Genomic DNA, 13973 nt, shown 5'->3' on the forward strand with positions numbered 1-13973 from the left:
CGTGTGAGCAGGTGTTGAGTCCAATCGAATGGAAGTTACTGTGGGTCAAACAGGAAGGAAAAGAGTTGCCGAAAAAGGCACCGAACCTGAAATGGGCGTATCTGTCGTTGGCTAAAATGGGTCACTGGCATGATAGCAAACGCACGGGACGGGCTGGCTGGATAGTGATATGGGAGGGGNGGTTCAAACTTCAGGATATAGTTGAAGGCTACAGGCTGGCGAAGTCTCTTGATCAGGAGATCTGATCAAGAGACAGGTTTTTCAACGGGGTGACGACTCTCGTCATCCGCGTGAAAACGGGGATCCAGGTTTTTACTCACAGGCTAACTCTCGGCTTAAGGACTGGGCCCTAGTTTCAACGGATGATCACTCTCGTCATCCCCGTGAAAACGGGGATCCAGGTTTTTACTCACAGGCTAACTCTCGGCTTAAGGACTGGACCCCGTTTTCAACGGGTGACCACTCTCGTCATCCCCATGAAAACGGGGATATAGGTTTTTACTCACAGGCTAACTCTCGGCTTAAGGACTGGACCCTGCTTTCAACGGGTGACCACTCTCGTTATTCTCGTGAAAACGGGGATCCAGGTTTTCGCTCACAAGTTAACTCTTAGCCTAAGGAGTGGGCCTCGTTTGCCAATGAACTGACGATTTTAATATTCGGGCGTTGTTATTGCGCCGCTGTAATCGTTGTTTCTCGAGCAATATAAAGATTAATCGGGTTATCGGTAGAAGATAAAAAGAGGGTGAAGTCTACGTAGGTTGACAGGTTTCTTAGTAAAGAAACGCTAACTCAAGTATCAAGGATTAAGTTTGAATAATTTTTTATATGTCTATTTTTAGATAATAGTAAAAATTTATTTTTCACCTGGCGGGATATAAATCAACCAGATAAAGTAAAGAGTTAGCGGTAATTGTAATTAGCATGTAAAAAATAAATGATGAAACGATGTCACCGTAACAAATAAATTCATTATTTTTGTTATAAAGAATAATTGTTAGCCACTAAGGGGAGCTCAAGTATCTAATAATGGACATTGAATGCTTTTGATAACCGATTTTTGGCTAATGATTTTGTTGTGTAGCAACGCAATTGGAATATAATAAATACATCATGATTAGATATGGGTTTAAAGTAATTTGAGTGCTTAAATATGAAGGGGTAATAAACCATTTCAAAATATTAACCAATAGATTATATATATCAAAAAATTTCACAATATTAATAAATATTACATCGTTTAGACTATGTGGCTTTTTTGTGTGCGTTTTAAGTGATTAATGAATAAATTAACTCCAAAGAATCGGTGAGATATGATCGCAAAACCAATAGAGTCGATAAAAAACATTGGCGAGGAAGTCATGTCTTCGTCAGACTCCTTTTCTCTTCATTTAAAGAAAAATCAGCGCCTTGACTTTAACTCTTTTAAGGATGCTATCTATTATCTTGAGGCTGGGACGATATCCATTTTTAGGCTAAGCGATAACGTATTGACTATCAGCGTTGAATCTCCTTTTGTTTTCGGCTTAACGCAGCTGAGAAATCAGTACCGCTATCATTATCTGCGCTGTGAGGAAGAGAGCATAGTTTGGGGGATTGATAAAGGTAATGCTGAAAAACTTTTTGATAACAAAGGATTGTGGAAGTTTTCTTCTGATATCTTGGGGTATATTTCGAATCTTTATTACCACAGAGAACAGATGACGTCGAAAAAGAGCGTTAATGAGATCGTGGTGCAACACCTTGGTTATATCTGGGGGATGCCGGTTGAGGAAAGGAGTAAAACGTCTGTGTACAGTTTTATTCTATCCAGAAATCATATATCACGCAGCGCTGTGCATAAGGTTATTCATGAGTTAGTTGATTCTAATTACATTGCGATTAGCAGAGGGAAGCTAGTGGATATGGATACAGAATCTGTTTTTAAAGGTGATCAGCATTCTCAATATATTTAGGCTGTCGTATATCACATAACGATGGAGAGTCTATCGATACACCTAACCATGAAAAATAGATTTAATAGGGAGGGTATTGATTTTATCCATCTGTTATTAAATAATTTCATGGGTTAGTGAGCCGTCAGTTGACGTTTGTTAAATTTTTTTCTATACATTTTTGGATAATAAAAAACGGCCTTTTATTTTTGATATTTATATTAAATGAATAACTGATATATTTTTCTTCAGCAATAGCTGATTGAATAATTAACATAAAGGGAATAAACCATTAATTTAGTGTCTAATTTTGGATATTAATAATTATTTTGTAGGTTGGGGTGATGGTTCAACTCATTGTATGTTTTATTTAAATAAATATAATAATGGGATGATAAAACATGATTTGTTTTCATGCAGTTAAGGTTGATGTTATTCACCTTCGCTGAGGTTATTTTATTTTCAATTATCAAACAGAGTGAGTGTTATGAATATAAAGCCGATTTGTCTTCATTGTGGTAACGATGACGTTCGAAAACACGGGATGGCTCGTTCAAAAATACAGCGTTATATATGCCTGCATTGTCATAAAACTTTTCAAAAACGATATATCTATCGTTGCTATGTAGAAAACTCGCAAGAATTGGCCAAGAGTAATTAGTAAAAAGAAGTAGATAATGGAATATTGTCATTTATCATCCAGGATCACCACCATCAGTAAGATTAAATAATCATCTCATGGTGGTGATCTGTTTTACCTGGCTAATTCTACTTTTCGGCAGAACTTACCTTATAGCGCCCATCCAGTTTACTGACTCCCAGCCCGTTAATTTTCTTAACCTGTATCTGTACCGGAATTCGCTCTTTCATGGCGTCGATATGGCTGATAACGCCAATGGTTTTACCGCTGGCATTTAGGTTATCTAGAGCATCCAGCGCGATATCTAAGGTTTCAGCATCCAGCGTGCCGAAGCCTTCATCTAAAAACAGCGAATCAATACTGGTTTTATGGCTGACTAAATCAGACAGTGCCAATGCTAGTGCCAGACTGACCAGAAAACTTTCACCGCCCGACAGGGTTCGGGTATCACGAATATTATCGGCCTGCCAGGTATCGACGACTTGGAGTTCGAGGGTTTCACTCTCTTTACGCTGCAACAGATAGCGGCCATGAAGTCGGGTTAACTGACCGTTGGCCAGATAGACCAAGTGATCCAGCGTAAGGCCTTGAGCAAATTTACGGAATTTAGCCCCGTCGCTGGAACCAATCAGATTATTGAGATAGGCAAGGTCGTCAACCTCCTGTTGATGCTGAGCAATCTTTTCTATCAAGGCCTGCTGGTTTTGCAGATTTAGCCGATCGCTTTCTAGCTGCTGGCGAATTTCCCCCTGACGTATACCGTTAGCCTTGAGCTCTAAACTCAGGGTATTAAGACGCTGGACTAACATATCTGTCGGGGTATCCGGTAACAGTTTTTCCGGCGGATGGGCCAGATGCCGTTGCAGAGTATTTTGAGCTTCGGCCAGAAGGGTTTGAGCCCGAATTAAAGCAGCGTTCAGCCGATCTTTTAACTCAATCAGTTGCTGGCGCTGCTCTTCAGAGAGCAGGGCGAGGGTGAAGTCGGTTTCATCACGGAATGTTGTCGTTTGCAAAGCCTGTATAAAGTCATTCTCACCGTTTAATAAAGCCAGTTGCTTAACCTGCGATTGCTGCTTTAAGGTTGAATGCTGGCCGCTCAAAGCGCTCAAGCGGTCATTGGCCTGCTGCCAAACGATTTGGCTATTGGCTATATTTTGTTCCAATAACCGGTGCTGTTGTTGAATGTGCTGTTGTACCTGTTCAACCTGTTGTTCGCCAAACAATTGGTGACGCTGTAACGTTAATTTTTCAAGCTCATCTTTGGCGTGCTGGTATTGAACCTGATGTTCTTTTTCTTGTGCCTGATAGCTATCCAGGCGAGCCTGTTCGCCAGCAACTGCGGCATTCAACGCTGAAATCTGTTGTTCAATAAGGCGCTGGTCTGCCAAGTGTTTTTGCCATTGGCTCCACTCTTGTTTTCTGTCATTAAGCCAGCTTTGGTACTGTTCGGGCTCTGGCAGAGCGAATCCTTGAAGAACCAGTGCAGACTCTAATCGTGAGATTAATGACTGATGGTCTTGCTGACGAGCTTTAAGCGCTTGTTCAAGCTGTAGGATATTAGCCTGTTGGTGGCTGATATTTTGCTTTAACAGCGTTAGCTGTTGGGCTGCCTCGGTGATAGCTAATTGCCGTTTAGCGAGCTGTTCTTTAGCCTGTAGCCATTTTTGTTCCGACTGTTCCAGCTCAACAACCTGTTGGTTAACCTGCTGCTCTTGAGTACGGTAAGTCTCAAAATAGTTAACTATCTGCTGGTTATCATTAATATCTAGCTCAAGTACCAGCCGCTGGCAGAGTTGTAACCATTGTTCAGTTAGCTGAGTCAGCTGACGTTGCCCCAGCTCAATCTCTTGCTGTCGCTGAGCATTTTGTTCGGTAATCAGTTTTATTCGGCTGCCCAGATCTGTGCCCTGGTCGTGAATTTGTTGAGTTTCAGATTCAAGCTGCTTTAAACGTAATTCAGTCTGTGAAGGTTTGACCGCCTGATACTCAGTTAACAGAGGATGATGAGATGAACCACAGAGCGGACAGGGGGTATCTGGCTGTAATAGGGCGCGTTCTTGCTCAAACCGCACAATAAGCTTTTCTTGTTCATACAGTTTTCTTAAGTCGGTCAGATGCTGCTTCTTGTCTACATACAGTTTACGCTTAACCACCAGCTCAGCATTAAGTTGTTCAAGGCTGGTTGAGAGCTCAGCCTGCTGTTTTAACTGGCAACGCTGCTTTTTATCGGCCTCCTGATAACGCTCATATAGCAGGGCTAAAGCTTGATGGTCATCCCGGTGATAAATAAAGCTATCGCGCTGGCGCTTAAGTCCGGCTAAGTCTTGCTTGTTAAGGCGATGAGAGTGTTGGTTATCTATTTGGCTAAATGTTCGCTGAAGAGTACCAATATCAGCATCAGCCTTTGCCTGATTTTCGCTTGCCTGCGTAAGCTGTTGAGTCAGCTGTTTCAACGTCAGGTTTTTTTGCTGAATTTGGTCCTCTAATGCCTGAATTTCCGGGCGTTGCTGGCTTAGCTGAGTGAGCTGTTGTTGCCAGAGCGGCAGATTTTCACCTAAAGCGTGATGGGTTGGATGACGGTTAAAGTAATCGGCCAGCGCGGTCTGTTTAGCGATTAATTCTGCGCGTTGCTTAGCGGACTGTTGGCAGATTTGGCGCTGCGCATTGAGCTGTTGCTGAACAGCATTTCCTTCGGTTGTCAGGCGATGCAGGTCTTGCTGTTGGCGAGCAATCTGTAGGTCTAGAGGAATAACCTGTTTGGTTATCAGCGTTTCGGTTTTCTCATCGATCTTGAATTGCTCATCCCGCTGTTGAATAGCGGACTGATGTGCATCTGCCTGCTTTTTAACTTCCAGAGTCAGCGTGGTTTCAGCGGCTGCGATTTGCTCAAGCTCACGGGCGATATCCGCGTTTTCTTTGCGTAACCTGAGCAGTTCCGTATAGGCCGGGCGGAGTTTTTCCGCCGGTTTGCTCTGTTGCAGCTTATCCAGCGGACCTTGTTGCAGATGTAACTGCTGTTGGGCCGCGACGAACTGCTGTTGCTGATGTTCCACCAACTGAGTATATTCGGCGCGTTTGTCTAGCCATTGCTTGTCGGCCTGCAGGCGGGTTATTTGCTGGCTAAGTTCCGTTTCTGCAATCAGTAGCTGTTCAGCCTGTTGTGTCAGTGCAGATTTATCGCTTTCCGTTAAAAGCTGTACGCCGCCGAGATGTGCATACAGTCCGTCGAGCTCCGCTTTCGCCTCTTTATGTGCCTGAAATACCCGTTCCGACACTAAACCGTATATTTCGGTACCGGTAAGTTCTTCCAACAGTTCGGCCCGCTCGTTGGGTTCCGCATTGAGAAATGCGGCAAACTCTCCCTGAGAAAGCATCATCGATTTGGTGAAGCGACTGAAGTCCAGACCGGTAATTTGAGCGATCAGATCGAGTTTATCTCTGACTTTGTCGGTAATAATTTTACCGTCGCTTAAATAGGCTAATTCAACTTTTGGCGTTTGCAAATTGCCATCAGCGCTGCCCTTAGCCCGCCGTTGGCTCCAGAATGCCCGGTAGCCGGTACCCTTAACCTCAAACTCCACCTCAGCCAGTGACTCTGCCGTGTGATGGGTCATCAGTTCATTATGGGTTGGCGAAACGTTCAGACGGGGGGTTTTATGGTAGAGCGCCAGACAAACCGCATCCAGTAAGGTGGTTTTACCTGCACCGGTGGCACCGGTAATGGCAAACAGGCCGTTATCGCAGAACGGTTCTTGAGTAAAATCGATTTTCCATTCGCCTTTCAGCGAGTTGATATTTTTTAAACGAAGACTAAGAATTCTCATTTTAATAAGCCTCCGGTTTTATCATCTTGTTGTGCGGTTTTGTTTTGGTTATCCGTCAAGCTGTCTGCCAGATTAAGAAACAGATGTTTTATCCGCTGTTGTCGTTGCTGTTGGTCATCTGTTTGTGGCTCATCCAGCGCTAAGCGACGCTCAAATACTTCATTAACCGTTAATTCAGATAGCGTTTCACGGGCCTGTCGCTGAATTGACTGGCGGGTCAGATCTTTGCTTCGCCGCAATAGCACCACTTCAACCGGTAAAGGTTCAACCAACTGCTGGATATGGCGCTGAACGTCGTTGAGGTAATGTTGGGAAATGACTTCAATATCCAACCATATCGGTCTTTCTGCCGAATAGTCACTAAAGGCAGCCAGCTCGGCCTCTATCTGAGCAATATCACCTTTAATCAGCCGCATAGGCTGAAATTCGGGTACGGTCAGCAGGGTGATAGATTGCAGATTAGCCTGTTGAAACTCAACCAAGACTACGCTTTTCTGTTGCCCGGCTTCATCAAAGCTCAGGGCAATCGGAGAGCCTGAATAACGAATATGTTCTGACTTTGCGACGATTTGCGGGCGGTGAATATGGCCGAGTGCAATGTAGTCGGCAGGGGGAAAAGCCTGCGCCGGGAAGGCATCTAAAGTGCCAATATAGATATCCCTGACTGAATCGGTAGTGGATGCACCCACGGTCGTCAGATGACCGGTGGCGATAATAGGAATAGGTTGGGCGTATTCCTGTCGCTTATTTAGCGCCAGTTGGTAAATTTGTTGGTAGTGATCGGCAATAGCCTGTTGTAGCGCAAGGTGTTTCTCGCCGGAAGATTGCCCCGCCTGACTGGTGACAACGTCACGTGTGCGAATAAACGGAATCGCACAGAGTATGGCCGCGGCGTCGCCCTGGCGGTTATTCAATACAATAACTTGCTGCTGCGGCTGCTCTAATACGCTGGCGATAACTTGGGTATTTAAATAACTCAGAAGCTCTCGGGACTCATTCAAGGTAGCGACTGAATCATGGTTACCGCCCAAAATAACGAGCTGGCAGCCGGTCTTTTGTAATCTGACAATAAACTGGTTATACAGCTCGCGCGCATAGCTGGGAGGCGAAGTCGTATCAAAAATATCCCCGGCAACGATAATGGCATCAACCTGATATTGTTCAACCTGGCCGGTCAGCCAGCTAAGAAAAGCCTGATGCTCCGCGGCCCGGCTTTTGGTGAAAAAGTATTGACCAAGATGCCAGTCGGAGGTGTGGATAATGCGCATGATTCCTCTCTGTCAGGGAAGACAGACTCATTTCGAGTTGCCTGAAAAAGAATTATACTCAGGTAAGCCTGTCAGGACCAATCAACTTAGTTTTTCAATTGCGCTATAGCCAAAATAAGTCGAGCTGCATGGCGGCGGCAAGGGATCAAGTTCCGATACGTTTACTTAAGTAAGTGATTCGGGTGAGCGAATTCAACAAAGATGCAGCTTGAAGTATGATGGGTATAAAAAATTGATAACGTAATAAAAGTGTCATATATCTGTCGCATAATGTGCGTGAACTATAATGAGACAGCGGTAATCGCGTCGGTAACGATTTAGGTCGCTGTACCGATAAACATTCCGAAACGTACAGGTAAAACTGAGCCCGCATGATGAAACGTATATTGGTGGTTGAGGATGAAGCACCTATCCGGGAAATGATTTCTCTTGTACTTGAACAAAATGGTTTTGATGTCGTTGAGGCCGCTGATATTCATTCAGCGCAAACGCTGTTAGCTGAGCCATTCCCCGATCTTATCTTGCTGGACTGGATGCTGCCCGGCGGTTCAGGCATTCAGTTTATTAAAAATATTAAACGACATGATTTGACTCGTGATATTCCGGTCGTGATGTTGACGGCACGCAGCGAAGAAGACGATCGAGTTAGCGGTTTAGAATCCGGCGCTGATGATTATGTGACTAAGCCGTTTTCGCCTAAAGAACTTATTGCGCGCATCAAAGCGGTGCTACGCCGTAGCTCTCCGGTAACAGAACATGAGTCTTTGAGTTTTAACGGACTGGTTTTGGATCCTTCCTCTCATCGGGTTATGGCAAATGATGCCCCGTTAGATATGGGCCCGACTGAATATAAATTGCTGCATTTCTTTATGAGTCACCCGGAGCGCGTTTATAGTCGGGAGCAGTTGCTTAATCAGGTTTGGGGAACCAACGTTTATGTTGAGGACCGGACGGTAGACGTATTTATCCGACGATTGCGTAAAACGCTGGAAGGCAGCGGATATGATAAAATGCTGCAGACGGTCAGAGGTTCTGGTTATCGCTTTTCAACGCGTTTTTAAGCGCTAAAACTTAGGAATTCCCTTGTGTTAGAACGCTTATCATGGAAACGAATAGTCGCAGAGTTATTGTTATTCTGCCTGCCGGCGGTGATATTAAGTTTTTTCATCGGACATTTGACGCTGTTACTGTTGATATCGGTGTTTTGTGCGCTGCTGTGGCATTTTTATAACTTACTTAAGCTTTCACATTGGCTATGGCTTGATCGCAGTATCATGCCACCCGACGGACGCGGCAGCTGGGAACCGCTGTTTTACGGCCTTTATCAGATGCAACAGCGTAACCGTCAGCGTCGTCGCGAGTTGGCATCGTTAATTAAACGCTTTCGCAGCGGTGCTGAGTCGTTACCCGATGCGGTGGTGCTCAGTACTGAAAGCGGCAATATTTTCTGGTGTAATCGTCTGGCACAACAAATGCTCGGGTTCCGCTGGCCGGAAGATCATGGTCAACAGGTGCTTAATCTTATTCGTTATCCTCAGTTCGCCGCCTTTTTTAATAAGAAAATTTTTAATGAGCCATTAACGCTACAGTTTAACAACGGTAGTTATATTGAATTTCGGGTCATCCCTTACGATGAAGGTCTGATGTTGATCTCCGCCAGAGACGTTTCACAGGTTCGCCAGTTGGAAGAGGTGCGTCGTAAGTTTTTCACCAACGTTAGCCACGAATTAAAGACGCCGTTAACCGTACTTCAGGGATATCTTGAAATGCTGGGCGATGAAGAGACTAAGCCTGACATTCAGAAAAAAGCCTTGCTCAGTATGCAAAGCCAGACGGAAAGAATGAGCAAGTTAGTAAATCAGTTGCTGATTTTGTCTCGTATTGAAGCCGCACCGCGTTATTTACTCAATGAGACGGTAAATGTACCGGCCCAGATGGACATTCTGTCACGGGAAGCGTCGATATTAAGCGAAGGTAAACAACAAATTCATTTTGATATTGATCCAAATCTTCAGGTGCTGGGCAATCAGGAACAGCTGTATAGCGCCATGTCTAACTTGGTTTATAACGCTATTAACCATACTGCGGAAGGCGCAACTATTAATGTGGTATGGAAACGGACGCCAAAAGGTGCATTATTTAGCGTGAGTGATAATGGTCAGGGGATCGACAGAGAGCATATCGCTCATCTTACTGAACGTTTCTATCGGGTTGATGCTTCACGTTCCAGCAAAACCGGTGGTAGCGGATTAGGGTTGGCGATCGTTAAGCACGCACTGAATCACCATGACACCCAGCTTAATATTACCAGCCAGCCGGGCAAGGGCAGTGAGTTTAGCTTTGTACTGCCGGAAGGGTTGGTGATTGGTAAGTGATGGTTTTCGAGGTTATTCGTTTTTCATGTGTTAGCGGTTAGCCTTAGTCCCTCATAGACGTCATCCCGTTTTTCAACCACTGCTATCCGGGATAAATAGAGTCCACTTCAACCAATTGATGACAAAATGATTCAATTCAGTTTTATCGTAAATTTCGTCCGCAAAAAGAATGTCGAAATATAATTTTTTTCTAGCGGCCGAGGGGCGATGTTTTTAAGCTCAATGGGCTCCGGGCCTACCTTTCCTACGGGCGCTCCGGCGGCTTTCGCCGCTACGACCCCAACGGAAAGCTCTCCCTGCGTTTGACCCTTTTAAAACTAACATATTGTTGTATTTATCCCGGACAGTAGTGGTTTTTCAACGGGATGACGACATTACTGCAAAGACAAAGACAAAGACAAAGACAAAGACAAATTTGTTTTATCATTACCAAAAAAACGACCCATAGATAATCTACGGGTCGTTTTTTTACCGGCAACCACTGGCCATTTTATTTCTTAGTCGCAGCCTTCATATTGCGTACAAACTCAGTCAACTTTTCAAGCATAATTTTCGGTTGCTGATAACCTTGCTCGATAATTTTAACAATAGCTGAACCGGAAATTGCACCGGCAGCACCGCTGTCTAATGTCGCTTTAACTTGTGATGGATCAGAGATACCAAAACCCTGAATTGCCGGTGCGGCGTTATAGTCACGGAGTTTGGTGACTAAGTGTTCCAGTGACTGAACCGCACGGTTTTCTGCACCGGTTACGCCCGCCCGGGAGAGCAGGTAGGTATAGCCGCGGCCGTGGGAGGCTATTTGGCGAATCAAGTCATCATCAGCATTTGGCGGGCAGATAAAGATTGGCGAAATATTGTAGCGCTGAGCGGCAAGGCGGTAAGGGGCTGACTCTTCAAGGGGAACGTCGGCAATTAACACTGAATCGACACCCACTTTGGCGCACAGGGCGTAAAACTCATCAATACCGCGGGAGAATACCAGATTGGCATACATCAACAGTCCGATAGGGATTTGCGGATGTTTCTCACGGATTTTTGCCAGCAAGTCAAAACAAAGTGACGGCGTCACTCCTGCTTCAAATGCGCGCAGTGTTGCCGCCTGAATGGTCGGGCCGTCTGCCAGCGGGTCAGAGAATGGAATGCCAATCTCCAGCGCATCGGCACCACCAGCAACCAGCGCATCGATAATTTGCAGTGAGAGTTCAGGGTTCGGATCGCCTAAGGTAACAAAAGGAACAAAAGCGCCTTCGTTATTGGATTCAAGGCGTTTAAACAGCTGTTGATAACGATCCATTAGATTTCTCCCCGCTCTTTTAAAATATCGTGAACTGTAAAAATGTCTTTATCACCGCGGCCTGACAGATTAACCACAAGGATCTGTTCTTTTTCCGGTTCTGCGGCAATCATTTTTAGGGCATAGGCCAGTGCATGAGATGATTCCAGCGCCGGGATAATGCCTTCTCTGCGAGATAATAGCTGGAATGCATCCAGTGCTTCATCATCGGTAATTGAAACGTATTCTGCACGGCCAATACTGTTTAAGTGTGCGTGCTGAGGCCCGACTGACGGGAAGTCCAGACCGGCGGAGATTGAGTAAGACTCTTCAATTTGTCCTTCGCTGGTTTGCATCATTGGCGACTTCATGCCGAAATAGATACCAACCCGACCGTGTTTCAGCGGCGCACCGTGCTGACCGCTTTCAATGCCTAATCCGGCTGGCTCAACGCCAATCAGTCTGACAGACTGCTCTTCGATAAAATCAGCAAACATGCCAATGGCATTTGAGCCACCGCCAATGCAGGCAATAACCGCATCCGGCAGGCAATCCTCGCGCTCTTTCATTTGAGACTTGGTTTCTTCGCCAATCATACGTTGAAACTCACGTACGATCGTCGGGAACGGATGCGGGCCAGCGGCGGTGCCTAACATATAATGTGCTTTATCATAGTTGGCAGACCAGTCGCGCAGCGCTTCATTACAAGCATCTTTCAGCGTGGATGACCCGCTATGAACGGCGATGACTTCCGCTCCCATCAGGCGCATTCTGAACACGTTTGGTGACTGGCGCTGGATATCTTTGGCACCCATATAGATACGGCATTTTAGCCCTAACAGAGCACATGCCAATGCCGAGGCTACGCCGTGCTGACCGGCACCGGTTTCTGCGATGATTTCCGTTTTTCCCATGCGTTTAGCCAGTAGCGCCTGACCCAGAACCTGATTGGTTTTATGTGCGCCACCGTGAAGCAGGTCTTCACGCTTAAGATAGAGTTTAGTTTTGGTCCCGGCCGTCAGGTTACGACATAGCGTTAGCGGCGTAGGTCGACCTGCGTAGTTTACCAGTAAGTCCTGAAACTCGCGGTGGAAGGAAGGATCTCGCTGGGCACTGACAAAGGCTTCTTCAAGCTGATTCAGTGCAGGCATTAGAATTTGTGGTACATACATTCCACCAAATTCACCAAAATAGGGGTTGAGTAATGTCATGTTATATTCCCTTGTCTTTCAATATTATCCTCTTAATCCTGATGCAGTTTGGCGGACTAAGAGGTCGTTATTAGTTTTAAGTTAATAGTTACGTAATGTGCTGAATACGGCATTAATTTTGGTTATGTCTTTTATTCCGGGCGCCGTTTCAACGCCGGAGTTAAAATCGAGACCTCTACAACCTAAGTCTGCTGCCACCCCGACATTGACGGGGTTCAATCCGCCGGCCAGCATCAGGTTATCAACCGGCTTATCTTTGATTACTTGCCAGTCGAAGGCTTGGCCGGTGCCGCCGGCACCGTTGTCTAATAAATAGCGATCAACGTTGGTGTCATTAAGTTCCGGTAGCTGATTCTCAATGCGCTGAGCTTTCCATATTTGGCAGCTTTTGGGTAAATGAGCCCGAAGATCGGCAATATAGGCCGCATCTTCATTGCCGTGCAGTTGAACAACCGACAGGTGGAGTTTTTCGGCCGTCAGGCAAATGGTCTCACGGCGGGCATTGCTGAATACCCCGACCCAGCGCAGCGGAGCTCCGGCAATTACTTTTTGGGCCTGAACTAAGTCAATATAACGCGGCGACTTGCCGACAAAGATTAATCCACCATAAACTGCGCCGGCACGATAGGCGACTGCGGCGTCTTCGGGCTGAGTCAGGCCACAGACTTTATTATCACCCAATGTTACCCGGCGAACGGCAAGATCCAAATCAGGCTCAGACATCAGGGCACTGCCGATCAGGAAGCCGTTAGCATATTGGCTTAGTTCGCGAATTTGGTTGTAACTGTGAATACCCGACTCGCTGATCACAATCGTAGACTCAGCCAGGCGAGGTGCCATTGCGCGGGTACGATTAAGGTCAATGGATAGATCCCGCAAATCGCGATTATTGATGCCAACAACGCGAGCCTGAAGGGCGATAGCCCGCTCCAGTTCACTTTCGTTACTAACCTCAGTCAGAACGCCCATATTGAGCGAATGGGCCACTTCAGCCAGAGCGATGTATTCATCATCATTTAATACCGATAACATCAGTAATACCGCATCGGCATGGTAGAAACGGGCCAGATAAATCTGATAAGGCTCAATAATAAAATCTTTGCACAGTACCGGCTGATGAACCTGATTGCTGACCAGCGTTAAATAGTCAAAGTTACCCTGAAAATATTTCTCATCGGTCAATACCGAAATCACAGCGGCAAAGTCACGATAGCTTTCAGCAATAGCCCGAGGATCAAAATTTTGACGAATCAATCCTTTTGACGGCGAGGCTTTTTTGCATTCCAGAATAAATACCGCTTTATCACTGGTCAGTGCCTGATAAAAACTGCGCTCACTGGCAACGACTTTATGTTGGAAGCTTTCCAGCGGCTGTTTTTGCTTGCGCTCGGTGACCCAAACTTGTTTGTCACGAACAATGCGCGTTAACACGGTTTCTTGCATCA

At 45.7% G+C, this 13973-nt stretch carries 9 protein-coding genes and 1 pseudogene; 5 read left to right on the plus strand and 5 right to left on the minus strand.

The annotated features are described in order from the left end of the window. The 3 genes and pseudogenes from YWE_RS0115430 to YWE_RS31975 form a co-directional block, all read left to right on the plus strand. Positions 1-245 (plus strand): annotated as a pseudogene (locus YWE_RS0115430) (IS4 family transposase); the annotation flags it as partial. Between the two features lie 1068 nt (positions 246-1313). Further along, complete coding sequence (locus YWE_RS27500) at positions 1314-1955, plus strand: helix-turn-helix domain-containing protein (protein WP_051323374.1); 642 nt, start codon at positions 1314-1316, stop codon at positions 1953-1955. 466 nt (positions 1956-2421) lie between these two features. After that, complete coding sequence (locus tag YWE_RS31975) at positions 2422-2595, plus strand: transposase-like zinc-binding domain-containing protein (RefSeq protein ID WP_428829273.1); 174 nt, start codon at positions 2422-2424, stop codon at positions 2593-2595. A gap of 107 nt (positions 2596-2702) precedes the next feature. Here the strand turns inward: YWE_RS31975 and YWE_RS0115445 are convergent, their stop codons facing one another. Beyond that, complete coding sequence (locus YWE_RS0115445) at positions 2703-6398, minus strand: AAA family ATPase (RefSeq protein ID WP_029095352.1); 3696 nt, start codon at positions 6396-6398, stop codon at positions 2703-2705. Beyond that, on the minus strand, positions 6395-7666 hold the full coding sequence (sbcD, locus tag YWE_RS0115450) for an exonuclease subunit SbcD (protein WP_029095353.1): 1272 nt from the start codon (positions 7664-7666) through the stop codon (positions 6395-6397). Before sbcD ends, YWE_RS0115445 begins: the two co-directional genes overlap by 4 nt. A gap of 371 nt (positions 7667-8037) precedes the next feature. Between sbcD and phoB the strand changes: the two genes are divergently transcribed. Both phoB and phoR read left to right on the plus strand, forming a co-directional pair. After that, positions 8038-8727, plus strand: a complete 690-nt coding sequence (gene phoB / locus YWE_RS0115455; RefSeq protein ID WP_029095354.1) for a phosphate regulon transcriptional regulator PhoB — start codon at positions 8038-8040, stop codon at positions 8725-8727. 24 nt (positions 8728-8751) lie between these two features. Then, positions 8752-10041: a phosphate regulon sensor histidine kinase PhoR gene (gene phoR, locus YWE_RS0115460; RefSeq protein ID WP_029095355.1), complete on the plus strand. Its 1290-nt coding sequence runs from the start codon at positions 8752-8754 to the stop codon at positions 10039-10041. A gap of 490 nt (positions 10042-10531) precedes the next feature. Here the strand turns inward: phoR and trpA are convergent, their stop codons facing one another. The 3 genes from trpA to trpCF all read right to left on the minus strand — a co-directional run bounded on the left by trpA (position 10532) and on the right by trpCF (position 13971). Then, on the minus strand, positions 10532-11338 hold the full coding sequence (gene trpA, locus YWE_RS0115465; protein WP_029095356.1) for a tryptophan synthase subunit alpha: 807 nt from the start codon (positions 11336-11338) through the stop codon (positions 10532-10534). Next, the gene (trpB, locus tag YWE_RS0115470; protein ID WP_029095357.1) at positions 11338-12528 is read right to left on the minus strand and encodes a tryptophan synthase subunit beta; all 1191 of its coding nucleotides are present in this window, start codon (positions 12526-12528) and stop codon (positions 11338-11340) included. Before trpB ends, trpA begins: the two co-directional genes overlap by 1 nt. An 81-nt stretch (positions 12529-12609) precedes the next feature. Continuing rightward, positions 12610-13971, minus strand: a complete 1362-nt coding sequence (gene trpCF, locus YWE_RS0115475) for a bifunctional indole-3-glycerol-phosphate synthase TrpC/phosphoribosylanthranilate isomerase TrpF (RefSeq protein ID WP_029095358.1) — start codon at positions 13969-13971, stop codon at positions 12610-12612. Positions 13972-13973 lie beyond the last annotated feature (2 nt).

It is taken from the genome of Budvicia aquatica DSM 5075 = ATCC 35567 (assembly GCF_000427805.1).
GTDB lineage: Bacteria > Pseudomonadota > Gammaproteobacteria > Enterobacterales > Enterobacteriaceae > Budvicia > Budvicia aquatica.